The 25,302-nt window shown below is 57.2% G+C and carries 12 protein-coding genes; 8 read left to right on the top strand and 4 right to left on the bottom strand.

The window, feature by feature from the left end; translation table 11 throughout:
- Positions 1 to 733: 733 nt before the first annotated feature.
- The 3 genes from Q31a_RS21825 to Q31a_RS21815 all read left to right on the top strand — a co-directional run bounded on the left by Q31a_RS21825 (position 734) and on the right by Q31a_RS21815 (position 6,740).
- Positions 734 to 4,396 carry a DUF1553 domain-containing protein gene (locus Q31a_RS21825; RefSeq protein ID WP_145082556.1) on the top strand — a complete coding sequence of 1,221 codons (3,663 nt, stop codon included), beginning with the start codon at positions 734 to 736 and terminating at the stop codon, positions 4,394 to 4,396.
- 99 nt (positions 4,397 to 4,495) lie between these two features.
- On the top strand, positions 4,496 to 5,782 hold the full coding sequence (locus Q31a_RS21820; protein WP_145082554.1) for a DUF1501 domain-containing protein: 1,287 nt from the start codon (positions 4,496 to 4,498) through the stop codon (positions 5,780 to 5,782).
- A gap of 367 nt (positions 5,783 to 6,149) precedes the next feature.
- Positions 6,150 to 6,740: a hypothetical protein gene (locus tag Q31a_RS21815; protein WP_145082552.1), complete on the top strand. Its 591-nt coding sequence runs from the start codon at positions 6,150 to 6,152 to the stop codon at positions 6,738 to 6,740.
- 105 nt (positions 6,741 to 6,845) lie between these two features.
- On the opposite strand, the gene Q31a_RS21810 is transcribed toward Q31a_RS21815, so the two are convergent.
- From Q31a_RS21810 to Q31a_RS21800, 3 genes are all read right to left on the bottom strand, one after another.
- Entirely contained in the window at positions 6,846 to 7,982 is a 1,137-nt protein-coding gene (locus Q31a_RS21810; RefSeq protein WP_261342729.1) for a PP2C family protein-serine/threonine phosphatase, read from the bottom strand.
- A 570-nt stretch (positions 7,983 to 8,552) separates the two neighbouring features.
- The gene (locus Q31a_RS21805; RefSeq protein WP_145082548.1) at positions 8,553 to 9,833 is read right to left on the bottom strand and encodes a DUF1501 domain-containing protein; all 1,281 of its coding nucleotides are present in this window, start codon (positions 9,831 to 9,833) and stop codon (positions 8,553 to 8,555) included.
- A 147-nt stretch (positions 9,834 to 9,980) separates the two neighbouring features.
- A complete protein-coding gene (locus tag Q31a_RS21800; RefSeq protein WP_145082546.1) occupies positions 9,981 to 13,724 on the bottom strand; it encodes a DUF1553 domain-containing protein in 3,744 nt (1,247 codons plus the stop codon).
- Between the two features lie 1,069 nt (positions 13,725 to 14,793).
- Here Q31a_RS21800 and Q31a_RS21795 point away from each other — a divergent pair.
- The 5 genes from Q31a_RS21795 to Q31a_RS21775 all read left to right on the top strand — a co-directional run bounded on the left by Q31a_RS21795 (position 14,794) and on the right by Q31a_RS21775 (position 23,294).
- Positions 14,794 to 15,891 (top strand): dihydrodipicolinate synthase family protein, encoded by a 1,098-nt coding sequence (locus tag Q31a_RS21795; RefSeq protein WP_145082544.1) that lies wholly within the window; start codon positions 14,794 to 14,796, stop codon positions 15,889 to 15,891.
- Positions 15,892 to 16,245: 354 nt separating this feature from the next.
- On the top strand, positions 16,246 to 17,691 hold the full coding sequence (locus Q31a_RS21790; protein ID WP_145082542.1) for a Gfo/Idh/MocA family protein: 1,446 nt from the start codon (positions 16,246 to 16,248) through the stop codon (positions 17,689 to 17,691).
- Positions 17,692 to 18,207: 516 nt separating this feature from the next.
- Positions 18,208 to 18,519, top strand: coding sequence for a DUF1501 domain-containing protein (locus tag Q31a_RS21785; RefSeq protein WP_145087514.1), 312 nt, complete (start codon positions 18,208 to 18,210; stop codon positions 18,517 to 18,519).
- A 463-nt stretch (positions 18,520 to 18,982) separates the two neighbouring features.
- Positions 18,983 to 21,838, top strand: coding sequence for a DUF1553 domain-containing protein (locus tag Q31a_RS21780; RefSeq protein WP_197355498.1), 2,856 nt, complete (start codon positions 18,983 to 18,985; stop codon positions 21,836 to 21,838).
- Between the two features lie 64 nt (positions 21,839 to 21,902).
- Positions 21,903 to 23,294, top strand: a complete 1,392-nt coding sequence (locus Q31a_RS21775; protein ID WP_145082538.1) for a DUF1501 domain-containing protein — start codon at positions 21,903 to 21,905, stop codon at positions 23,292 to 23,294.
- A gap of 572 nt (positions 23,295 to 23,866) precedes the next feature.
- Here the strand turns inward: Q31a_RS21775 and Q31a_RS21770 are convergent.
- Positions 23,867 to 25,288 carry a DUF1501 domain-containing protein gene (locus Q31a_RS21770; protein WP_315851631.1) on the bottom strand — a complete coding sequence of 474 codons (1,422 nt, stop codon included), beginning with the start codon at positions 25,286 to 25,288 and terminating at the stop codon, positions 23,867 to 23,869.
- Positions 25,289 to 25,302 lie beyond the last annotated feature (14 nt).

The raw sequence follows: 25,302 nt of genomic DNA, 5'->3' as shown, positions 1-25,302 counted from the left end.
CTCTGCAACCGCTCACTCGCATCGCCGGTAAAGAGCCTCTTCCCTCTTCGCCCCTCTTCCCCTACTTGCAAACGGTGGCCGCCAAGCGGTGGGCTGTTCGCGAAGTTCCTTGGTCAACAATGGGCACGGATCCTCGATCCTCGCTCAACATCTATTTTCTCCACGGAAGAGAGTCTGAGTGACGGTGCCTTTCCTCTTTAATTCGGCAAACCACTGTAGGAGAGTGGCAAGTTTCCTGACGATGCGAATGGGGAAGGTGTGTCTTGGGCATTGTTAATGCTTGCGGGGGCACTGGGCTTGGCGGGGGGCACTGTTTGGGGCAACCCTGCGGGCGAAATATCGTGGTTAGCGGTTGAATATGCTGAAGCCCCCTCGCGTCCGCCTCTATTCCGCGACCAGTGATTCCTGCTTGACCGGATGTTTCAACTATCGAAAATGCCAGATCGTGATGAACCGAAGCGTAGGCCCTGGTGCCAATACCCGCGTCTGAAATTGGTCCATAAGTGTCCGGTAATGCGTGATGATCTTGCCTAGATCGTGTAGAATTGATGTCGCTGTTGGGTGTATCCGCTTCGCAGCACCCCCCCACCTTGGGCTTTCCACCTCTCAAGCCTGACATTCACCCCACCGAGCTCCTGGACCTGCGTCTAGCCGAGGCCGGTCCGATTCGTTCGTAGCATACTGTCCCCTCCGCTGCTGTCTTACCGGCTGCTGCACGATCTCGAGTTTTGAAATGCATCCTACAAGTCTTGCCGTCTTGCTCCTACTCGTTTCGTTCACGACCTCGCTCGCCTCCGAGCCGGCTGTTCGTTGGGATTTCGGCAGCGAGGAAACTATGCCCTTGACCGTGCACGGCAACGTGGCACGCGATCAGGCTGGGCCACGCCCGCCTGAATTTCCTGACATGTCGCCTGAGAATACGGCGGTGCGCGTCGATGCCGGAGCTTACCTGTCGATTCCGGATCCGGGCGCGGACAGCAAATTTGACTTCGAAAACGGAGACCCCCTTACCCTGGAAGCTTGGGTTAATCCAACAGACATCCGAGATGGGGAGCCGCGTTACATCATCGGCAAGGGGCGGACCAATTCGCCCGGTTTTGCTCGCGATAACCAAAACTGGGCTTTGCGAATCGTGGGAGGACAGGGCGAAGCCAAGGTGAATTTTCTGTTCGCCACCAAGCCTTCTAGCGGCGACAAGCACTGGCACCGCTGGACCTCCGTACAGGGCTTTCCTGTGAACACCGGTTGGCACCACGTGGCGATCACCTACCGCTTTGGCGAACCGGATTCGATTCGCGGCTGGGTCAACGGCGAGCCGACCGACGGCCGCTGGGACATGGGCGGTCCGACCGCCGAGCCTCCGGTTGTCGACGACGACCAAGTTCGCATCGGCGACCGTTTTGCTGGCATGTTGGATGCCGTTGCCATCCACCGCAATGTACTAGGAGACGAGACCTTGGCGGCTCGGTTTAAAAGATTGGGGGAGGAAAGAGTTGTTCGGCTGGCCCCGGCGAAGATGCCCGACGTGGGGCAAATTCCTGCCGGTCGTGTGCTGTTCCAACTGTCCGAAAGTATGCCGGCCGGTGACCGTTGGTTATATGATGCGGAGTCATGGCCCGCGGAGTCGACGCGTTGGCTGGGCGATGCGTTCCTCATGTCGCGAATCCCTAGAAGCTATGACGACTGGGGCATCCGTTCCAGCTGGAAATCCCCGCTGCTGTTGCGGATCGCTGGCGATATTGAACTGCCTGCCGGGGACCATCGCTTGCTCGTCCGCGTCCGTTCGCTGAGCCGATTATGGGTCGATGGCGAATTGGTGGCGCACACCAAGACAGTGCGCAGCCGCGGCGGCAATCTCGAGCCCTTGGTGCCGATTCCTGATCCCCTGGTGCCTGGAGCTCGCCTGCTGCCGTTCCCGCAACAGGAAGTTTTCACCTCGTTTGAAATCGCGGCCTCTGAAGAGGATGCCCCGCGGACGTCACGCATTGTCTTGGAAGTATTGGTGGGGGGCAACGGTGACCGAACGGAATCTGGCGAAGTATGCGTAGCGTTTCAGCCTCATAGCGCTGGTTCATTATTCGTGCTACAGCCAGACGCGTCGTCGCCGTTGATGTTGTCCGACGCTTCGATCGAGCCGGTCCTAACAGAATTCGAATCCAATTTGGTAGCGTTCGAAGATGAGACGCGCCGCCAAGCGGCCGCCTCGCAAGATGCCTTTTGGCTGAAACGCCACGCACTCGCTCGGGAAGCCGTCACGCCAGCAGAAGCTCCCGGCGCCCCCGACGCGCATCCCATCGACCGCTTCGTTGCCGACAAAATCTCCCAGGCGATCGGGCGCGCGGCCAAGACCGACGAAGCAACCACAGCGCAATTCCACCACGAGGTTTTGCCGATCTTAAGTGAGCAGTGTTTTCGCTGTCATGGGGAAAAGGAACAGGGAGGCCTACGGCTGAATTCCCGCGAGCACGCTTTAGCAATGGGCGAGTCGGAATTGCCGGCTGTTGTGCCAGGTGATCCCGCTGCCAGCGAAATGATCGTGCGGATTCGTGACCGTGACATGCCGCCTACCGATGACGGTTTGACCGATCAGCAGATCGCCACGCTGGAAAAATGGGTGGAAGACGGCGCCGTTTGGCCAAGTCCGCCCATCGATCCCGCCGCGGTGGCTGAAGCGCCATTGGTGGACGACGCCGCATTCCTCCGCCGTGCTTATCTGGACATCGTGGGCGTCAGCCCTAGTGCCGAAGTGGCCCGCGATTTTCTGGCTAGTGATACTCCCGGTAAACGTAGTCATTTGGTCGAACGACTCCTGCAGGACGAACGCTATGCGGATCACTGGGTCAGTTTTTGGATGGACTTGTTCGCCGAAAACCCGACTCTGCTGAATCAATCTCTCAACTCGACCGGACCGTTCCGATGGTTCTTGTATGAATCGCTACGTGACGGCAAACCGCTTGACCGCATGGTGACGGAACTGCTGCTGATGCGCGGTAGTCCTCACGAGGGGGGTAGCGCTGGATTTGCAATGGCCGGGGAGAACGATTCGCCGATGGCGGCCAAGGGCCACATCGTGGCCTCGGCCTTGCTGGGCATCGAATTGCAATGTGCCCGTTGTCACGATTCGCCCTTCCACAGCACGACCCAAGAGGACTTGTATTCGGTGGCAGCGATGCTGAACCGAAAATCGCTAACCCCGCCCAAGACTAGTCGCGTGCCGGAAGCATTCTTCGAGGGCATCGGGCGTGAGTCCTTGATTCGGGTCACGTTGAAGCCGGATGTGCAAGTCCAGCCTAAGTGGCCGTTCGCATCGTTCACTGGTATCGAAGACGGTCCCCATATCGACGTCTTGATGCGTACCCCGCAGGACTCGCGCGAGCGTTTGGCTGCCTTGATCACTTCGCCCGACAACCATCGCTTTGCTCAGGTGGTAGTGAACCATTTGTGGAACCGCCTGTTGGGGGCTGGCTTGGTTCAGCCGGTGAACGACTGGGAGGGCAAGACGCCAAGTCACCCGGAACTGTTGCAATGGTTGGCCGACCAACTGGTATCGCACGATTACGACCTGCGGCATGTGCTCCTCCAGATCATGACTTCGCAAACCTATCAACGCCAAGCGGTTGGGCGCAATCAACAGGCTGCCCCCGAACAGCGTTTCTTCAACGCACCAGATCCGCGTCGATTGGCGGCTGAACAAATCGTCGATTCGCTTTTCACCGCTGCGGGACGTCGCATGGATACTGGCGAGTTGACCTTCGTACACGACGGAGCCGAAGCGATTGCCGCGCGGCAAACCTTGGGAGCCCCGCATCGAGCCTGGATGTTTGCTGGGCTCAACAACGAACGGGATCGTCCCAGCTTGTCATTGCCACGGGCGCAACCTATCACCGACGTGTTGGAAGCTTTTGGTTGGACTGGCACTCGACAGCAACCCATTGCAGAGCGTGAGACCGATCCAAATCTGTTGCAGCCTGGCATCTTGGCGAACGGCACGCTGTCGATGTCGCTGACCCGCGTGGCTGATCAGAGCCAATTGGCTGAATTGGCGCTCGAGGCCCCCTCGGCCGAGCAGCTGTTAGAGACACTGTTCTTGCGGTTCCTGGTGCGTAAGCCGAGTGAACAGGAGCGTGCGGAATTGTTGCCGGCGTTGGCGGACGGGTTCGCATCCAGAAGAGTCCCCGCAAGCCAAGTGCAACGTCCTGCCCCACTACCACCATTGCCGCAAGCCACCTGGTCCAACCACTTGGTCCCCGAAGCCAACGATATCCAGGAGGAATGGCAGCGCCGAGTACTCCGTGGTCCAGCTGTCGATCCACGACTGCGGCCCGAGTGGCGTGAAGTCTACGAAGATGTTGTGTGGAGCTTAGTGAACCATCGCGAGTTTGTTTGGGTTCCATGATTTCTGTTTTAGTTCATGTTCGCGGCGGTGTGGTGCCGCCGCCGAGTTGTCCGTTCCTAGTCACACCGTTTCCCCTACCTCACGAATCTGAGTCGAGCCATGCAAGATCCTAACCGACGACAGTTTTTGGCTAACAGTATGGCGGCAGCCGGCGCGCTGAGCATCGCGCCGATCGCTCAAGCAAGTGCGCCGCAAACGTTGCTGCAAGGCAAAGCCGAGCACGTGATTTCAATCTGGCTCGGCGGTGGAATGGGGCAGATCGATACGTTTGATCCCAAAGCCAAAGGTGATCCCAAAGCTAGAAAACCAGGGGCGTATTACGACTCGATTGACACCGCTGTTGACGGGGTGCAGGTCTGCCAGCACCTAGCGTCGATGGCCAAGGTCATGGACCGCGTGACCGCCGTCCGAACGGTGAATCACAACGTGATCGACGAACACGCGGCGGCCACGAATCGCATGCATACGGGCCGCGCGATCAGCGGCACGGTGACCTATCCCTCGCTGGGATCGTTGATCGTAAACCAGCGGGGACCGGCCAGCGATGACGCGCCACCCTACGTCTTGATCGGTTATCCGAATGTGACCCGCGGTCCAGGATTTTTGGGAGCCAAATACGGATATCTGTATCTGACCGAAACCGGTCGCGGCCCCGCCGGATTGTCGCGCCCCGACTTCATCACGCCGCAACGCCAAGGGCGACGCGAGCAGTTCCTCGCCTCCTTGCGGAAGAGTGCCGGTTCTACTGCCGTGACGGAATTGCTGGACTATGAAGCCGCAATTGAACAGAGCATGAAGCTGAGTGGTCCCGAGTTTAATCGCGTCTTCAACCTCGACGGCGAATCGGATGCTCTTCGCAATCGCTATGGCGGTGAATTTGGACAACGCTGCCTACTCAGCCGGCGTCTAATCGAGCGCGGCGTGCGGTTTATTGAAGTCAGTCACAACCTGAACTTCTTGAACGGATCAGGGTGGGACGTGCACAACAGTGGTATCGTCAATCAGCATAAGTTGATCGAAGAAATGGATACCGCCGTATCCACCTTGATCGTAGACCTTCAGGCGAAGAATTTGCTGGATAGAACCTTGATCGTGATTACCAGCGAATTCGGCCGCCCGCCAGAATTTGACAGCGGTGGTGGACGGGGCCATCAGGGCTCGACGTTCAGCTGTGTGTTGGCCGGCGGTGGTTTGGCTCACCGCGGAGCTTGGGGAGAAACCGACGAAATGTCTAAGAAGATCGTCGCCGATCCGGTCAGCGTGCCTGATTTCTTTGCCACCATTTGCGGTTGTGTGGGGGTCGATTACAGCAAATACCTATACGCGGGAGATCGCCCCGTCCCCGTTACCGACCAAGGAACCCCCATCGCCCAGTTGTTTGCCTAGTGATCCGTCGTAGCTACGCTCGCCAGAGCGTGGGCAGTGCTGGGTCCCCCACCGTCTGGCGACGGTAGCTACGCAGTCGGTAGCTACGCTCGCCAGAGCGTGAGCAGTGCTGGGTCCCCCACCGTCTGGCGACGGTAGCTACGCAATCGGTAGCTACGCTCGCCAGAGCGTGGGCAGTGCTGGATCCCCCACCGTCTGGCGACGGTAGCTACGCAATCGGTAGCTACGCTCGCCAGAGCGTGAGCAGTGCTGGATCCCACCGTCTGGCGACGGTAGCTACGCAGGCGGTGGGAAGCTACGATGAATTGACCTTCGACGCTCGCCAGAGCGTGGGCTTTCGTTCTCCGCTTGCACTGAGGACATGGCGATGCCGAAACCCTCGGACGCTCATCTTCCAAGGCTCGCTCCGGAATACTACCGTGGAGTCGCGTATGTTCATTGGACCATGACGCTCCAAGGTCGCCGAACCGGTTGGTTAAAACCCATTTTTCTCTACAAGTTTCGTGAACTCTTGACACACGCAGCGTTTCGATTCTGCTTTACGTGCCCGATCTATTGCCTGATGCCAGATCACATGCACATGATATGGATCGGGATGAACGATCGTACCGATCAACTGAAGGCCTCCAAGTACTTCCGCAAGCATGTCAACGAAACGCTCGGGAGAATAGGCTTCAAATTTCAACATCAGCCGCATGATCGAGTATTGAGAGATGATGAACGTCAGGAGTCCGCGTTCGAGGATTTAGTGGACTACGTTGCGCGAAATCCCGAACGCGCCAAACTCGTTCCTCAAGACGGCTTTGCAAGCTACAAGTACACGGGGTGTCTCGTGCCTGGTTACCCTGAATTGAGGTTGTGGCAAGACGACTATTGGCCGAGATTTTGGAAGGCTTTTTCGTTCACGTGTCGCCACGGAACGTTTCGGGCTTATGGGGAAGACTTGTCTGGTGGGTGAGAGAAAAGTCCATCCATTGCGCAGTCGGTAGCTACGCTCGCCAGAGCGTGGGAGGTGCTGGGGCCACCGTCTGGCGACGGTAGCTACGCGATCAGCTTTCTATCTTTACGCATCGATTTCTATTCCCAACATCGAAATGTCGTCGTCGGAATTGCCGTCAGAGGTTGAGTTGAGAACCGCGCGTAGTGTCAGATCGATGCTGGATTGCAACGAAGCACTGCGATTGGCGCTCAGCTCTTGCATGAGCCGGGCGATTCCAAATTGCTGGCCGGTCTGTCCCGCTTGCTCGATCGCGCCATCGCTGTAGACAAAGATCCGATCACCTTGGCGGAGTTCAATGATCTCTAGTTCATATTCAGGATTTGCGACGACTCCCACTGGGAATCCAGGCAACTGAAATTCGCGGATGTTGCTTCCACGCAACAAGATTGGTGAGGGATGTCCGGCCGACGCGAAGCTCAGCGTCAATGCTCGGAGATCCAGCAGGCCGTAACAGCAGGTGAAAAACTGCTGAGAGTCTCCATCGAGTTGGAAGTTCACGTTCAAGTGTTCGAGCATCTCTACTGGCTGGGTTTTTAGTTCCAGTGAAGACCTCGATAGCCAGCGGCTAAGTGTGGTCGAAAGCAGGGCCGCCTGAACACCATGCCCGCTCACATCGAGAACATAGAATGCGACGCGGTTTGCATCGATCGGGAAAATATCAAGGATATCCCCCGCCAATTCGTCGCAGGGTAAATAGGCCCAACGAATAGAGGTGCCCGACAGGAACTCCGTTTGTGTCGGCAGCAGTGCATGCTGAATTTTAGCCGCAGCGCGCAGGTCACGTTGCATCTTATCGTTTGCGGAGCGAAGACTCTCGTTAAGGTCACGGAGGCGAAGTTCGGCAACTCGTCTTCGTGTGACGTCCGATTGAATCCCAACAAAATGCGTCGTTTGCCCAACTTCGTTACGCACAGGCGTGATCGAGAGACGGTTCCAAAACGTTGAGCCATCTTTTCGGTAGTTCAAGAGCTCAACTTCGCATTTGCGCTCTTCCGCAATCGCCTCCCGGAGCTCTCGCACTGCGGCCGGATCGGTCTCTGGTCCTTGGAGAAAGCGACAATTAGATCCCAGCGTCTCCTCAATGCTAAAACCTGTAAGCCGAGTAAAACCTTCATTGACGTAAATCAGCGGGCGGTCCGGCGCCATGGCATCAGCTATCGTGATTCCCTCTGCTGCTGACGCAAGAGCTCGCTCCTTCAGTAACAGTTGATCAGCTGGTGCTCCGGTGCCGTTGCTGCGTTGAGTAGTGACTTTTCTTCTCCATTGGACGGCGATGGGGGCAGGTCGTGAATACTAGGGGGCAGCTCCCAAGTCATTGTAACCATTTGCTTTTGAGGCCACAGCAATCGAGTAAGGCTTGTCCAAAATAGTTTCTTGCAAATTACGCACGGACCACCTAATGTTCGGATTATTGCATGGCCACCGTCAGCGGAGTGGGCTTGAATCCCAATCCAACCCGCCTTCACTAGTATGAAGAGCCTCATGAACACCGCAAGATTACCAGTGCACCACGCCGCTTTCGGGCGGCTAGCAATCTCAGTCGCAGCATTACTTGCCCCAGGCATGCAATAGCTGGTGGTGATCGCACCCAGCCAGACTGTGACCGGGAAATGGTCTTTGAGGAATCGCCGCACCAAAGCTCGGGACTTTGGCGGGGTGGTGCCAGGTGACCATCGCTCGCTTTGGGGCCAGCAAGAGACTTCACCGTTTGGCTCAGGGCGGCGGATGGGCTACATCCAGCCAGCGATGTTGACAGAGCCAGTGGGGCGATTACCCAAACAATGCAGCGATGGGCTTTCCCTGGTCGGTGATCGGAATCGGTCGTGAGCCGTCAAACAGTTCGTGAGCCGGACTAATTCCAAGAGCCGCGTGGATGGTCGCGTGAAAGTCAGGCACGGAAACGGGGTTTTCGATGACGGTCTTACTGATTTCGTCAGTCACGCCGTAGGCACCTTGATGCTTTAGGCCGCCGCCGGCGAGGACCAGACTGAAGCAACTACCCTGGTGTCCGCGTCCGCCACGAGCGTCGTATTCGGCGGGGCGCCCAAACTCGGTGCCAATCGCTACGAGCGTTTTATCGAGGATGCCCTGCTGCTCCAGGTCGGTGAGCAGTGCTGACAACGCAATGTCGAGTTCATTGATGAGAATATGCTGGTTCTGCTGACCTTCAAAATGCGTGTCCCAGCCGGTACCGTTGATGAAGTTCAAGTTGTGAGAGACTTCCACGAATCGCACTCCCGCCTGCACGAGGCGGCGGGCCAGTAGGCAGCGTTGTCCGAACTCGCCACCGTAAGCATTGCGCAACGCGTCGGGCTCATCCTGCAGGCGGAAGTGACGCATGAATTCCGGTCCTGCCAACCGCAGTGCTTCGGCTTGCGCAGTGCGGTATTGAGAGATGCTCGAGTCGTCGGGGACACGCTCGACCAGTGGCTGAAGCAGTTGACGCCGCCGGTCGACTCGAAGTGGTGTTACGTCTTCCGGTCGGGAAAACCCAGCAGGGCCGCTATCGGTATCGACGAGGTAAACGTAACCTGCCTTGGCACCCAGAAAACCGGAGCCACGGCTGACGTTGGGATAGCCGATCAGCATGTAGGGTGGGGCATCCTGATTCACCGCACCACGCACGTGCCCGATGATAGAACCGATCGAAGGGTACGTGATGCTACCGCTGATGAGACGGCCGGTGTGAACGAAGTTGGTGCCAAAAGCATGTTCGTCCACGAGGTGGTGATTCACCGTCCGTAGGGCGGTCAGGCGATCGGCGAGCTTTGCAGTGCGGCTCAGGTGTTCGCAGAATTGCACTCCTGCCACGGCGGTGTCGATCGCAGCGTACTCCGAACCGGCGAGCTTCGGCGATGCTTGCGAGTTGCCACGATGTTTGGGATCGAAGGTGTCGATTTGGGACATCCCCCCGCCCAACCAGATGAACACCACGTTTTCGGCTTTGCCTTTCGGGGCGGCGGTCGTAGTCGGTAATGCGAGTGCCGAGCGACCGGCAAGTGCGGCCCCAGCGAGTCCTCCGGTGTGGGTTAGGAAGTGTCGGCGGTTCATAAGCGTGATCCACGGGGTGAATAATTGTGTAAGCCACCGGCGCTGGCCTGGGCTGTTGAAGGGGGCCACCGTCTGTGACTTACCGAAAGCTTTTTTCCGCAGCGAATGGCTTCGCTTCTGCTACGGCGCTGCCCGAACGGAAAGGAGTTAGGGCGTGTAAATCCATTCGGGGGCATTGAGGACGGCCCACAGGACGTCTTCCATGCGGAGACGCCAGTCATTGTTCAAGGCATTCGTCGGAGGATCGCCGCGACGGGCGTCGGCTTCCTTTTGCACAGCCAGGGTATTGGCCGGGCCATCGACGTGGTTTGACCAGCTCACGTAGCGCTCCGGCTCGCGTTTGCCAGGTGTGGGGCGGACGCGTTGCGATTCGGGAATCACGCGTGTGTCGTAGCCCTCGGACAGGAAGCGAACGTAGCGTTCTTTCTCATGGGGGGATGGGCTCCGAGTGAGCAGTCGGAGGAAAACGCGGTCGACGAGTTCGTCTACGGGTTGATCCTCCAGAGCGAGTTGCGTGATTCCGTGTCGGTCGCTGAGCCGCGTCAGCCAAATACTCATGACACCGTTGGCGAAAATCGCCGGCTGCAAGATATTGGGCTCGGTGTCACGAAGACTCTGCGGATCCTGCCGCGCACCACGCCAGCCGAATGTCTTCAACACGCTCGTTACCGCAGTGATTCGTGGCAGCGACAAACTGGGCCGATCGCGCTCGTTGGAGCTTGAGGCGAGCATCCAGCAGCGTCGTGCCTTTCCAAGGCTGATCGTGGTGTCCACAGCACGTACGCTGTCGATGTCCAGGCTGACCTCTTCCAGGTCGAACGGAGTGCCGGTTGCATGGAAAACGGAATCGACGATCTGTTCAGCCGTCAAACGCCGAGGGGCTGGCGAGACGAACAGTGGACTGGTTCGGGGGAGCGTTGGGTCGGTCGCACGTTGATACGCATGCGAATTCAAAATCATTCGGCTGATGGCTTTCAGGTCATAGCCGCATGCTACAAACTGGTGCCCTAGCCAACGTAGCAGTTCTGGATGCGAGGGACTGTTCTTTTCCCAGTCGGACACCGTGACGACCAGGCCACGTCCCATCAACCGCTGCCAAATGCGATTCACCATTACCTGGGCAAAACGCTCGTTCTGCGGAGCGGTGATGAGTGCAGCCAGTCGATCTCGCGAGTCTTGTGGATGTTCTGCCAGTGTATCTGCGACCGATTCCTCGCAGTAGCGGGCGAACGGCCAGGCCGGCTCCACCTCGGTTCCCGGTTCCAGGGTTACCTGAATCAGAGGCTTGCGACCCGCCTGACTCAACGGCCCCATGGGAACGCTGCTGGAAGCGGGCAGCTTGATCGGTTGCTGTTTTAACGATGCCGCGAGCTGTAGCAAATCCTCTTGCAGCGATATGTGCGAAGGGGCGTCATGACAACGGGCGCATTTCATTTCGACTCCCAGAAATGCAGAGCTGACAATAATCCCCTTGGCGGCCATTGGCAGGTCGTTCTGCGTCGCTGTGCCAAAGCCGGCTGGGCCGCCATATCGCTCGCTACCCTCCATGCGAATTAGCTCGGTTGCGAAAAGGTCGGCGGGCTTGTTATCAAGCAGCGACTCGTACAACCACCATCGGAATGGACCGGTGTTGTTCAGCGTTGGGTTGATCATGTTCGGGTTCTCGGCGAGTACGTCAAGCCAGTAACCCATCCAGTTATCTGCCCAACGGGGATCTTGCAGCAACCGATCGATCACCTCGGCGCGCCGCGTTTCCGGTGGGGCGGTACGGAACACGGCAATTTCAGACTCAGTGGGCGGCACTCCGACGGTGTCTAGCGTCACGCGCCGGAGAAAGCTGAGGTCGTCGGCGAGCGGATTCTGCTCGAAATGGTCGACATCAAACTGCGGCCAGGTGGCACCTCCTTCAATCCAACGCTTCAGCAGAGCTACTTCTTCGTCCGTCAACGGATCGCCGGTTGGTGGCATCACGCTATCTTCGTCCGTCGAAGTGATCCGGTCCATCAACGCGCTCTCTTCAATGTTGCCAGGGACGATGGCAGACCCCTCGTAAGCGCCGCCTGCCAACGTGGACATGGGATCGTCAAGACGCAGGTCTCCCTGAGCCTTGACGCCTTGGTGGCAGTCGTAGCAACGCGTCTCCAGAAGAGGACGGATCTCTTTGAAGTAGTCCACGCCACCCTGGTCGTCTTGGATCGCGTCCCTCTTAACTTCCGCGATCCTCGCATTAATAAAATGGTCGATTTCATTATGAGCAGGATAACCGTTGGGCGACTCCGGTACGGGAACCCTGTCGATGTCAGCCAGCCACTCGGAAGCAGCGGTACGCCGGCGGTCCCAGTACTGGTGATGGGCAGCTCGACGCTCCGCACGGGCAGCCGCATTTATGCTGGCGAGCACCTCGCGACGCTCTGCTTCATACGCCCGCCAGCCTTCGTCCGTGTAACGCACGTCACGCGCTCCGGCCGATAGTAGCGACCAAGTTTGGCTCCCTTCCAGGGAAACTGCCACGACGGTCTCGCCGAGTTCGGGCCGGAACGTGCTCCGTCCAATGATGCCTCCCACCATTGTTTCCAAAATAACGAAATGCTCGCCACCGGAGGTTTCGAATTCACACCATGCATCGCGATTTCCGGGCGGTGCAAAGCGAAAGTCTGGGCCGAGATCGAGATAATCGTCCTGACTGGAAAGCGGCTCATACCCGCCGGGGTCGTGCGGTCGCGGCGGGGTTTCGAGCAATTTCTTTGCGTCTATGAAAAGCTGACACATCCCACGGCCACGCACTAATATGCGGTGTTTGCCGGCGGGTAATGTGACTAACGCCGAAGCCCGCAAGTGCAAGGGATTGGCTCGATCTCCCCGGACTCCCGTGGCGACGTACTTGTGGGGAAGTTCAAAGAAGCCAAACACATCTTCGTGATACTTCTCGGTGACCTGTGGCTCCGGTGGCCAGGCGTTGGCTTGGGGAACGCCCTCCTCGCTAATCTGCACTAAGACTTTGCCGGAAGGAATCATCTCGCGTGTCACGGCCGGCGGCGGCGGGACAAAGCGGTAGCGCTGGGCGATCTCAGTGGGCTCAAAGCCCCTGCGATAAATCGCCAAGTTGTCCAACGAGCCTTGAAACGATGAGCTTTCACCGCGGCTAAAGCCAGTGCCGATCACGAGGTCGTCGGCGTCCTGCACAGGAGGCAGATCTGTGGCGCCGCTCTCATCCCAAGTGCCTGTGACCGGGCTGCCATCGATCCAGGCTTGCAGGCTGTCGCTCTTCCCAAACGTGAACTCGAGCGCCACATGGTGCCAGCCGGTGGCCGGTACGACCGCCGTACTCCACCAGCGATGCCATGCACGCTTCTTCGTCTCCGGATGCTCGCTCGTAAAGAGCAGTCCGAATTGGGCACCACCGCCCGTTCCATGAAACCGGATGGAATAATTTTGATTGTTGTCCGGAAAATCGTCTCCGTGGTTTGGGTGGCGTCCCTTGCCCAGCACATAGGCCGTTTGGCCAGGGCGGAGGGTTCTGAATTTCACCCAAGTTTCAAAGGCGAACGTGTCGCCACTGCCGAATCGAACATCGGTAGCACCGCCACGCTCATGATCCTTGATCAGAATCGCGCCTTCGTGTCCGGTGAAAGATGTGCCCGTATTGCTGTTTCCGAATCCGGGGTACCGCGGAGGTCGTGGACCATCGACAGGTGTGCCAGATTTTCCCAGCCACGTACCCGTCTGCGATTCGCCATCGAAACGCCACTCCAGCAACGGTTCCGCTGCTAGAGCCTCAGCGGCTGTAGCTAAGATCAATAGGGCGAGAGTCGCGGCAACCAGCGGGCGGACCGGAAGTGGTGCGAGACCCCGTGTGTCGTCGTCGCTACATACTTTCCCACAGAGTCTCATTGTTGCGTCTCCTCAATCTTGCAGATTAGGCTTGCACGAAGGTCGTCTAGCGTTAAGGGCATCGGTGGCAACGGTTTTGTCTTCGCTTGCGCTTTGCAAGAATCGATTCTGGAAAAATAGACGCCAACCTCCGCAATGTCCGTAGAACGCAAGTCCGAGAAAGTGCCGTTCACGGCCTCAGCTCGGAACCGTAACGATGGCCAATCTTGCTCCGCGCTGCTGGCCTTTCGATATTCGCGATGTGTCCGAGCCTTGGGCACGCGCGTTGGCTCGAACGAGGTTGCGTGAAGTATATCGCGAGTGTTGAGCGGGCTGCCCCAATGTGCATTATTGTACCGGCATCTTCGGCCAACATGCTCGGAGAGCACCTGCACCAAGGATTGAACTTTAGACTGATTCACACTCGCGCTCACAAAAAACTCCAGTAACAGTAGCCTCCAACTCGATCACTCACCGCAGACACTGCAGTTGAATTTCCCTAATACAAAATGCTCTCAATTTGGATGGATTCTGCGGCAATCTAGCATGGATGGTAAGCCGCGGCCGGACTATCGACCTGGGGCACGATTGCTCGCCATTACGGATGTTTTCGCCGTTCTCAGGCTGTCTGGCGTTCTTCCGGACCGCAACGCGAGCACAAGGTGGGAGTTGTAAAAAACATTTTAAGTCAATTGGATTGGCCGTGCATCCTTACTCCGCGGCGTACGCTCAGAAACGAGTCCATTGGCAGCGAAACCAACGATTTTACACCAACATTCTTAACCTGCCTGTTAGCCTAGACGTCGATCTGATAACGAATGGGGCGCGAGGGAGCATGTTCATGATGCTGCTGAATCTTTTGGGCTGCAGGCAAAGCGAGAGCAAAGCTCAACTCTGCCGAACACCAATGGTCGTGGTACAACTTCCAGAAATGCTCGCTTCTCCGATGCCGATCGCTATGTTGACATGGCACCAGCGTCGCAGCTCGCATTTTTTCCTTTAAATGATTTCGATTCACATTCTCTGGCTTCTGCAGAAGCTTCACGCTACCGTAGACCTGCAACGTTTAATCTGAATTCCGAGGCGCATCATGATATCCAAACAACAACTATCTCGACGAACCGCAATCAGGAGTACATTGGCCGGCTTTTCCGGCGTGGTTGCCGGGGCGATTTTGCCGAGGAAGCTGCTGGGCGCCAAGGAGAACCCTGCCACTGTACCGGCTGATCCCAAGGTCCGTGGACCGTTTCCGATCCTATCAACTCCGTTTACGGAGTCGGGGGAAGTCGACTATGAAGTGTTGGCACAACAGGCCAAGTTTGTTGCTTGGGGTGGTTGCCCTGGAATGATCTGGCCACAATCGGGAGACAGCGTCGATCTGTTGACGATGGATGAGAAAATGAAAGGTATGGAGGTGTTGGCCCAAACAACTCGCAGCCTACCCACCTCACTGTGCCTTGGAGTTCAAGGGAAGGATGTGGGGGAGATGCTTGCGTTCGCCGAGCACGCTGAGGAGTTGGGGCCGGAAGCCATCATCTCGCGACCGCCCGATTCTGGAGTGTCTGAGGACGATTTACGGCAATACTGGAGAGCGCTCGCTGCGGTGGCTCACAGGCCGGTCATTCTCCAAACAACTGGTGGAGTGTCCTACAAAGGGCCTCTTCCTTCACCGGAACTGATGATTGAATTGGCAACGGAGTTTCCACACTTTGGCTATATCAAGGAAGAGGCGGGCGATGTTTTGGGACGCATGCGCACTTCTCTTGCCGCCATGCCTCCGGTGCGACGAGTGTTCAGTGCACGCGGTGGATTCCATTGGCTCCAAGAGGCTCAGCTGGGATCGGAAGGTGTGATCACCGAACGCGCCGCGTACGCCGACGTACTTACGCGCATCTGGGAATTGCAGCAGCGCGGTGACGATCCGAAGACACTGCAAGATGTGTTCGAAAAGTTCGTGCAAATGGTCAAGGTAAAGCCAGGTAGCTTGCGTGGTGCGAACCTGTACATTTGGAAGAAGCGAGGCGTTTTCAAGAATTTGATATCTCGCGATTATGGCCCCGGAAAATCAATTCCTACCGCACCAATTCTTTCCGAACTGAAGCTCAGTAACGAACAGTTGGCAGAGGCTGACGCTCGCTTCGAGGAACTGCAGCCTTACCTGAAAGAGGTGAGGCCTGATTTGTCCTAGTCAGCCTAACGTTGACAGCTACCGTCGCCAGGCGGTGGGCGAGTTGCGTCTCCCACGCTCTGGCGGGCGTAGCTACGAAGACCGCTGGTAGCTACCGTCGCCAGACGGTGGGCGAGTTGTGTTTCCCACGCTCTGGCGAGCGTAGCTACGGAGACCGCTGGTAGCTACCGTCGCCAGACGGTGGGTGCGTTGCGTTTCCCACGCTCTGGCGAGCGTAGCTACGAAGTCCGCTTGTAGCTACCGTCGCCAGACGGTGGGTGAGTTGCGTTTCGCACGCTCTGGCGAGCGTAGCTACGAAGAACTGGCGATATCCGACCGAATCCTGTGAACAACGAACCCTTCAAGTGCTCAACCATGAATCGACCAAATCGTCGTAAATTTATCACGCGCGTAGCTGCAAGTGGTATTGCTGCCTCGGCAACAATTTCCGGTACCAAATCGTCTGCCGAAGTCGTGGGAGCGAACGATCGCGTTCGTGTTGCCATTGCCGGAATCAATGGTCGTGGACAAGTCCACATGGGCGTCTTCGGCGCGATGAAGGGTGTGGAAATTACGCATCTGGTCGATCCAGACAGCCGGCTGTTCGCGTCGCGAAGTGCCGCAGTGGAACGACTCACGGGGAAAAAGCCAAAGTGTGTGCAAGATATCCGCGAAGTGCTCGATGACCCTTCGGTGGATGCGGTTTCGATCGCGACGCCCAATCACTGGCACGCTCTGATGACCATTTGGGCATGTCAGGCAGGGAAGGATGTCTATGTCGAGAAGCCCTGCAGTCACAATATTATTGAAGGCCGTCGAATGGTCGACGCGGCCCACAAGCATCGCCGAATCGTTCAACACGGCACGCAGTGGCGCTCCGATCCGCAATGGAAGGCTTACACCACTGATATTCGAGACGGCAAGTACGGCAAACTGAAGACGGCCAATATCCAGATCTTCCGCCCTCGGAAAAGTATTGGCTTTAAGGAGCCGGTACCACCGCCGCGCGCCTTGGACTACGATCTGTGGACCGGACCTGCTCCGCTGAATCCGTATCGAACCAATCTCGTCCACTACCGGTGGCATTGGATGTGGGACTATGGCGATGGGGAAATTGCCAATCTTGGTGCCCATGAATTCGAAATGGTGCGCTGGGCGATGTCCGCAAGTGCCAATCCAAAATCCGTGGTCAGTCTGGGAGGTCGCTACGGATACGAAGACCAAGCAGAGACCCCCAATACACAGCTAACACTGTATGATTTCGGCGATGCCAAGCTGGTGTGTCAACAACGAGGTCTGCACTTCGACAAACCGCTGAAAATGAGCATCGAGTTTCATACAGACGAAGGCGTAATCAAGGAAGGTAAATTCTATGTTCATGGTAAGAAAGAGGGAGAAGTGATCGAGGGAGCGCCGGTGAGCGGGCTTCCGCAAGATTACGCGCGCGATCATTTTCAGAACTTTATCGATTGTGTCCGTAGCCGCAAAAGCGCAGACCTAGCCTCGGATGTGCTCGATGGGCATCGTACGGCTGCGGTCGCTCATCTCGGCAATATCTCTTATCGCCTGGGCCGGGAGGCTTCTTTCAGCCACTTTCCCCAGCAACTTTCTGACAACCAGCTTGCTGCGGAATCCTTTGATGATATGAAACAGCATCTGGTTGACGCCGCCGGCTTGAAGCTATCCCAAGCTTCCTATCGCCTTGGTCCCACGCTTCAGTTTGACTCATCGACGGAAACCTTTGTGGATAGCCCCGAGGCGAATCAACTTCTCGGCGGGCATTACAGACCCGGCTTTGAATTGCCAGCCCTTACCAGTTAACGCTGACTTGTAGCCCTCTTTCCGCATCTCTGAATTTCAATCGTTCTAATTTGTGGACCAGATGCTGAATGTCGGGCACAACGCTGGGACTTGAGCACAGCAAGGAACTGGCACAGGGACACCCCGCAACGTCCCTGGTTTGGCGGTGTGGGGAGTCTTGAGAACGCCTCGTAGCTCAGGCATGACCGTGCCCTGGAAAGTGCAACTCCCCCATGCTGGTCAGCACCTTCGGGACACCCTCGCAGTTGTTTCTTGAGCCACACGCAACCGACACCCCCCTTTGAACTTCTGTTACACTGAGGGCCCCGCCAGCGGTAGATCCGCTCACCACCCCGCCTGTGATCACGACGTGCAACAGGAGTTCGTTGATGCGCTCCCACTCCATTTTAACCGTAGTCTTTTTGATCGGTTTGCCTCTTTCGGTACGCGCTGAGTCCAACCAGCCTGCGGTCCCTGCCAGCATTACGTACGAAGAAGACGTGCGGCCAATCCTTAAAGCTCCTTGCCGTGAATGCCATGGAGAAGGGGAAGAGGCTGGCGGTGATCGAGGACGACTCGGGACCGACGCGCGTTGGCCGCGACCACAACACCTACGGATTTAGTATGTGGGGCGCGGGCGGTGGGTTTAAGCAGGGGCATGTTTACGGAGCCACCGATGAATTAGGCCATAAAGCGGTCGGAAATGGGGTCAATCATTTCGATTATCATGCAACATTGCTCCATCTGTTCGGGCTAGATGCCGAACGCCTAAACTTCGATTCGAACAATCGAGCGATGTCCCTGCTCGATAACCAGGGCGGAAAGGTTATCGAGGGGTTGCTGGCTTAGATCGCCAGCAAATGCGGTGTCTAGCAAGCTTGGTTTCTAGCAGGTGTGATGTCTAGCAAGCGTGCTACGGGTCCTCTCGCGTCTGAGACATGGTATTGAAGCGCTAATGCATTGCGGCATTACGGACAGCGACATTACGGACAGCGACAATGCACTTGGTGCGGATTGGCGAGCAGCGTTGGTCGGCTGCTTTTAAGCGTAGCTCGTAAAATGCAGCCTTGAAAATATCGTGCGCAGCTGGATTCAATCAATGTTAGAATAGAGTTCCCACCTCCCACAGCGAGCCTGCCGAATCCATCGCCTTGATGTGGCCAGCGGAATCGATTGCCCCTTCTCCAGCAAAGGGAATTGGCCGTTTGGTGTCCCTCCAGCAAATGCTCCCCTACCGTACTCCCTCGCTTGGATAAACCCCGCGAGGGCCGCCCCCCGCCGTTTATCGCATTGGAAGAAGATGAGGCGATCGATGTTAACTGGCCGAGTTCGTAATAGACGCACGAGAATTCGGATTGCGGTTCCACTCTGCTTGGCGGCTGCCCTTGCTGGATCGCACGCCACCGCGGGCGATATCAGCTTTAGCGCCGATGTGCGACCTATCCTGGCAGAGTACTGTGTGCAGTGCCACGGCCCGGACGCACCGCATCGCCAAGCCGATTTGCGGCTGGACATCGCTGACGAGAGTACGGCATCCGCGATCCTGCCGGGCGATCCCGACGCCAGCGAAATGATTCTCCGGATGACGACCGAGGATCCGGACATGCAGATGCCGCCTGCAGACATGCAAAAGCGGCCTACGGCGGAGGAAATCGACATCCTACGTCGTTGGATCGTGGAGGGGGCGGAGTTCGAGGGGCATTGGTCGTATCAGCCGATTCGCCGCCCCGAGGTGCCCAATCCGGCCGGCGCCGCGTCTACCAATATTGATCGATTTATTGTCGCAGCTCTCGATAAAAACGGACTGACCCTTGCGCCACGATTGGATCGCCGGCAGCTGATTCGGCGTGCGAATTTCGATTTGCTCGGGCTGCCTCCCACGCCTGACGAGGTCGATGCGTTCGTAGGCGACGCTGCACCCGACGAGGAGGCGTTCGCCAAGGTTGTCGACCGGTTGCTCGAATCGCCTCGCTATGGCGAACGCTGGGGAAGACACTGGTTGGACATCGCTCGCTATGCCGACACGCATGGCGGTTCGGCCATCGGCTTCACGCGGTTTCCGTTTTCCTACACTTACCGCGACTATGTGATTGGCGCTTTCAACGAAGACTTGCCCTACCACGAATTTGTCTTGCAACAGCTGGCTGCCGACCAACTAGACCTGCCGCCCAATGATCCGGCCCTGGCAGCGCTGGGTTTTTTGACGGTGGGCATGCAGTTTCGCAGTGTCCATGATTTGATCGACGATCAGATCGACGTGGTTACGCGCGGATTGATGGGAGTGACGGTCGCCTGTGCTCGCTGCCATGATCACAAGTTCGACGAAATCCCGACCACCGACTACTACGCCCTCTATGCGACGCTGGCGAGCAGCAATTCGCCAGAAGAATTACCGGTGTTGGGCGAACCACCGTTGAGCGACCAATTGCGCGATTACCAACGCCAACTGGAGCAACGGCAAACGATCTATCGAGACATGGCTCGCGATCAGATGGAAGTGATGCGAAATCGTTTGCGTAGCCAAGTTGGCTTGTACTTGACGGATTTGGCCAAGGGGGTTCCTGAGCAGGATGTGTCTGCGGCGTTTTTGTCGTACCGCACCGACGACGTGCGTCCGATCGTGCTGAATCGTTGGCGAACTTATCTGAGTGGCATTGGTGAGCAGGATCCCGTATTTTTCGCTTGGGCTCGGCTGCAGAATACCCCTCCCGACCAGTTCCAGGCGGCTTGTGAGCAGTTGGTGCTTACTCTGAAAGAAGAGAATGGTGATCCGGCGAACTTCAGTGCCACACACCATCTGGGCGTGGAGGCACCGAAGTGGAACCCGAGAGTTCTCAGCGCATTGGACGAAGCCAAGCCAGCATCGCTAATTGAATTGGCCGAGGCCTACGGCAAACTCTTTAGCGATGTACACCTGGGGTGGTTACAAGCGTTGCACGCAGCATCGTTAGAAGCTGTGCCAGCAGCGGAGATTGTCACTGACGAAGATCCGCGGCACTCCGAGATTAACAGTGCAATTCACCAACAGCTGCGCCGGCACTTGTATGAAACTGGTACCCCGACTGCTGTACCTGATGAGTTGGCCGCTAAGCTCCTGAACCGCACTGTGTCGGATAATATGTCGAGCAAACGCGGCACCATTCACGCATTGCACTTGAATTCACCCGGCTCCCCGCCTCGTGGAATGGTGCTGGCCGAAGCCGAGACGCCTCCCGAGTATCGCGTGTTCCTTCGCGGAAACCCGCTCAGCCCTGGCGAACGAGTTGAAGCGAGATTTTTGACGGCTGTGGCTCCGTACGACGCAACGCCATTTGCTGCTGGACAGCGTCGCCGCGGCTTGGCTGAGGCCACCATCGCCCCCGAAAATCCGCTGACGCGTCGCGTAATCGTGAACTGGATTTGGCGGCACCACTTCGGCTTGGGGCTGGTGCGCACGCCCGATGACCTCGGGACGCGCGGTACGCCACCCACGCATCCACAGTTGCTGGATTACTTGGCCAGCGTGTTTGCCGACGACGGTTGGTCGATTAAGAAAATGCACCGTCGCATCATGCTGTCGAGCGTGTACCAACAAGCTTCTGTCGAGGATCCCGCCGCTCGCGGGCGCGATCCGGAGAACCGCTTGCTGTGGCGGATGCCGCGTAGGCGTTTGGAAATGGAATCGATGCGCGACGCCATGCTGGCCGTTTCGGGCGAGCTGGACACGACGACCATCGGCGGTCGACCGTTCGATCTGGAAACCGAGCCGGTGGTTCCGCGCCGTAGCGTGTACGCATTTATCAATCGCGACATCATTTCCGGTTTGTCCAGTACGTTTGACGGCGCGGACCCGACATCCTGTACTGTCAAACGTCCCGATACTACGGTACCGCAGCAAACGCTGTACGCTCTGAATTCCTCCTTCATTCAGGATCGGGCTGCTGAGGTGGCCAAGCTGGCTGTTGAGGCGGCGGCCGCGGATGCAGATCGAGTGGAATGGCTTTACCGACGGATCTATTTGCGGCAGCCCGATCAAGAAGAATGTGACCTGGCACTCGCCTTTGTCGCGCGTCCGCAGCCCACTGGTGCTGCGATCGAAGCGTCTGCCGAAACTGCTACTGCAACCGATCGCTGGGCACAACTGGCACATGCCATGCTTGCGTCCAATGAGTTTATTTTCTTGGATTGACAGGCCTACCAATAGTGCAATGGCTCATCCGCAACGCCTCGATCCTTAAACGAGCATAATCATCATGGATACTTCCCTTTCTACCCCTCGTCGGCAGTTCCTTCGCCGCTGTGGTTTGGGCGTCGGTTCACTGGCGCTAACCGATATGTTGACCGCTCAATCGGCAACCGCCGGTCCTCCAACACACTTTCCCGCCCGCGCCGAGCATGTGATTCACATCTTTCTGAACGGCGGTATGTCGCAGGTGGATACCTTCGACCCCAAGCCGGAATTGACCCGTCGCGCCGGTCAGATGTTGCCGTTCGACAACCTGCAGACCGAACGCAAGACGGGGGTAGCTCTGCCCTCGCCGTTTAAATTCAAGCAGCACGGTGAATGCGGGATGCCGATCAGTGACTTGTTCCCCAGGGTGGCTGAATGCGCAGACGACTTGGCGGTGATTCGTTCGATGTACGCCGAATTGCCCAGCCATGAAATGATGCTGATGTTGATGAATACCGGCCATTCCAGGTTGGTGCGGCCCAGTTTCGGATCCTGGTTAACCTGGGGCATGGGAACCGAGAATCAAAACCTTCCCGGCTTTGTCGCACTGTGTCCTGGAGGGCTACCGGTGGCCGGTGCTGGCAACTGGCGTTCCGCCTTCCTGCCTGGTAGCTACCAAGGCACGCTGGTGGACACCGCCCACTCCGATCCAACCCAGTTGATTCGTCACATTCGTAACGAGCGACTTTCGAAATCGGAGCAATTAGCGCAACTGCAAATCCTGCAGGCTTTAAATGCCAAGCACTTGGCACAACGTCCCGAAGAAGCAGATCTCGAAGCAAGGATTCAGTCGTTTGACTTGGCCTACCGGATGCAAATGGAAGCCACCGACGCTTTCGATACCAGTCAGGAGTCGGAACACATCTTGAAACTGTATGGCGAAGGAACCCAGAATCGTCAACTGTTACTCGCTCGGCGGTTGGTCGAACGCGGCGTGCGTTATGTGCAAGTCTGGCACGGTGCTGGCCAGCCATGGGATAGCCATGACAACATCAAAGACGCCCACCGCCATGTCGCCAATCAGTGCGATCAAGGGATTGCGGGCTTGATCAAAGATTTGAAACAACGTGGCCTGCTCAGCAAGACATTGATCTTATGCAGTGGCGAGTTTGGACGCACACCTTCGGTTGAAATGGGGCAGAATGGATCGGGAGCCAGCCAAGGCCGCGATCATAACCACTGGGGATTTTCGCTGTGGATGGCGGGAGGAGGCGTCAAAGGCGGCACGATCTACGGCGCAACCGATGAGTTTGGTTTCAAAGCCGTCGAGAATCCGGTGTCGGTCCATGACCTGCACGCTACCATGCTGCACTTGTTGGGCTTTGACCACGAACGCCTGACGTATCGGTATGCGGGCCGTGATTACCGCTTGACAGACCTCTCGGGGCAGGTCGTCCACGATGTCATCGCGTAACGCAATTCGCGTGCTCCCGCTCCCCTGCCCGCCTCTCCACTCGCCTCCTCTCCACTCGCCTCCTCTCCACTCGCCCGCCTCTCCACTCGCCGGGCGAATGCCCAAGCAGGGCCGGCAAACCTTGGCGGCTAGGTGATAGAGTCGCCCAACACAGCACCACCGGTCCGAGCGTGCGCGAGCATTAGTGCAGCAGGGACAAGCTCAAAGTCTTCGTTCGGTTCAGCGCGCGGATTTGCATTAGCGAAGACCGTTTAGATAGCGCATCAATGAATACGGTCTTGAATTTCGCGCTAGCCAGCAACCCGCACGAAACGCTTCCTGGACACGCTCAAGCGGCCGTGAGGGGCGAGCAAACTCTGTCGTGGGTTGCTGCAATCCATTTTGACGTTCACCAGCACCTTGAGCTTCGCTGCCGTTTCGCTTGGGATGCGTTCGCTTTCAATACCTGTGTGTGGAAGCTGAACTTTCCACGTGCAGGGCCTGGGAGCTCCCGCGCTCACCACGCGATTTTTTCTCTTGCAAGCCAGACCGGCCTAGAGCGTTCTGGTGGATGGGGGCTTATTGTTGATGGATTAGGACAGGATCTCCTCGACAACGTTCCCAAAGACATTGGTCAATCGGAAAGAACGCCCCGCATGGGAGTAGGTCAGCTTTCGATGGTCGAAGCCGAGAAGATGCAGTAGCGTAGCGTGCAAGTCATGTAGGTGGCACTTGTTCTCGACGGCTTTATGACCAATCTCGTCGGTCGCACCATACTTGAATCCACCCTTGACTCCTCCGCCCGCCATCCAGATCGTGTAACCCAAATTGTTGTGATCACGTCCGCTGCCGCTTTGTGCGTACGGTGTACGGCCGAATTCCCCCGCCCACACAACGAGGGTGTCTTGCAGCATGCCACGGCCTTTCAAGTCTTGCAGCAATGCTGCGATAGGTTGGTCCGTCGCTAGACAACTCTCGCCTAACACCTGACGTAGGTTGAAGTGGTGATCCCAACTCGTGGGAGCGGTGATTTCAATGAATCGAACGCCCGCTTCGGCGAGGCGTCGGGCCAGCAGGCATTGGCGTCCAAAGCGATCGGTTGGCTGGCCGTTTCCAATGCCGTATTGCTGCAACATGTCCGACGTTTCATCGCTCAGATCCAAAAGCTCAGGGAGTTCCCCTTGCATCCGAAACGCGAGCTCAAAGGAATTGATCGCGCCTTCAATCTCTTGATGCTGTGAGTCGCGGCGTAGCTTGCTGGTATTTAGATCACGGATCAAATCGAGTTGTTGACGTTGGCGTTGCCGAGTCTGAAACGAGTTGCCGACCCATTTCAGGGGGGGCCCCGGTTCTTTGTCGATACCCATGAACTTGGCATAGAAGTCGGGAATCTGATTGGTTCCGATCTTGGTACCTTGGCAGATCGAGGGCATGAACGCGCTGCCGTAGTTCTTCGCTCCGCCATTTCCTGAGGGAGGATTTATGGTGACGAATCCAGGGAGATTGTTATTCAGTGTGCCGAGCCCATACAGAGTCCATGCGCCCAACGAAGGTCGAGTAAACTGAAAACTGCCGGTGTGGAGTTGCAGGAATGCCTGCGAATGGTTCGGAAGATCGGTGTGCATGCTGTGAATGAAACACAGGTCGTCGGCGTGTTTTGCCAAATGGGGCGTCAACTCGGAAAACCAATTTCCAGATTCGCCCTGTTGTTGAAAACGAAACGGTGAACCCAGGAGTCGCAACCCGCCATCTTGCTTGCTATGCAGACTCTCGCCGTTTCGCGTGGCAAGAGCCGGCTTGTAATCGAACAGATCGACATGCGAAGGCCCCCCCTCCATGCAGAGGAAAATCACTCGCTTGGCCCGCGCGGGGAAATGCGGCGTCTTAGGCGAAAGGTCGAAAGCACCCTCCTGCTCGCGTGCACTCGATTCGTGAGCAAGTCCTGAAAAGGCGAGGTACCCAAACCCAGAAGCAAGCGATTGGAGAGCCGTTCGTCGTGAGAAGGATGTCATCATGCTATTTCCGTGGC

Origin of the sequence: Aureliella helgolandensis (assembly GCF_007752135.1) — a bacterium.
GTDB lineage: Bacteria > Planctomycetota > Planctomycetia > Pirellulales > Pirellulaceae > Aureliella > Aureliella helgolandensis.
This window is presented reverse-complemented; position numbering and strand designations above follow the sequence as displayed.

Bases quoted from the DNA above. Each gene is read 5' to 3' on its own strand.
- Q31a_RS21825 (WP_145082556.1), top strand. From the start codon at position 734: ATGCATCCTACAAGTCTTGCCGTCTTGCTCCTACTCGTTTCGTTCACG.
- Q31a_RS21820 (WP_145082554.1), top strand. From the start codon at position 4,496: ATGCAAGATCCTAACCGACGACAGTTTTTGGCTAACAGTATGGCGGCA.
- Q31a_RS21815 (WP_145082552.1), top strand. From the start codon at position 6,150: ATGCCGAAACCCTCGGACGCTCATCTTCCAAGGCTCGCTCCGGAATAC.
- Q31a_RS21805 (WP_145082548.1), bottom strand. From the start codon at position 9,833: ATGAACCGCCGACACTTCCTAACCCACACCGGAGGACTCGCTGGGGCC.
- Q31a_RS21800 (WP_145082546.1), bottom strand. From the start codon at position 13,724: ATGAGACTCTGTGGGAAAGTATGTAGCGACGACGACACACGGGGTCTC.
- Q31a_RS21795 (WP_145082544.1), top strand. From the start codon at position 14,794: ATGATATCCAAACAACAACTATCTCGACGAACCGCAATCAGGAGTACA.
- Q31a_RS21790 (WP_145082542.1), top strand. From the start codon at position 16,246: ATGAATCGACCAAATCGTCGTAAATTTATCACGCGCGTAGCTGCAAGT.
- Q31a_RS21785 (WP_145087514.1), top strand. From the start codon at position 18,208: ATGGAGAAGGGGAAGAGGCTGGCGGTGATCGAGGACGACTCGGGACCG.
- Q31a_RS21780 (WP_197355498.1), top strand. From the start codon at position 18,983: ATGTTAACTGGCCGAGTTCGTAATAGACGCACGAGAATTCGGATTGCG.
- Q31a_RS21775 (WP_145082538.1), top strand. From the start codon at position 21,903: ATGGATACTTCCCTTTCTACCCCTCGTCGGCAGTTCCTTCGCCGCTGT.
- Q31a_RS21770 (WP_315851631.1), bottom strand. From the start codon at position 25,288: ATGATGACATCCTTCTCACGACGAACGGCTCTCCAATCGCTTGCTTCT.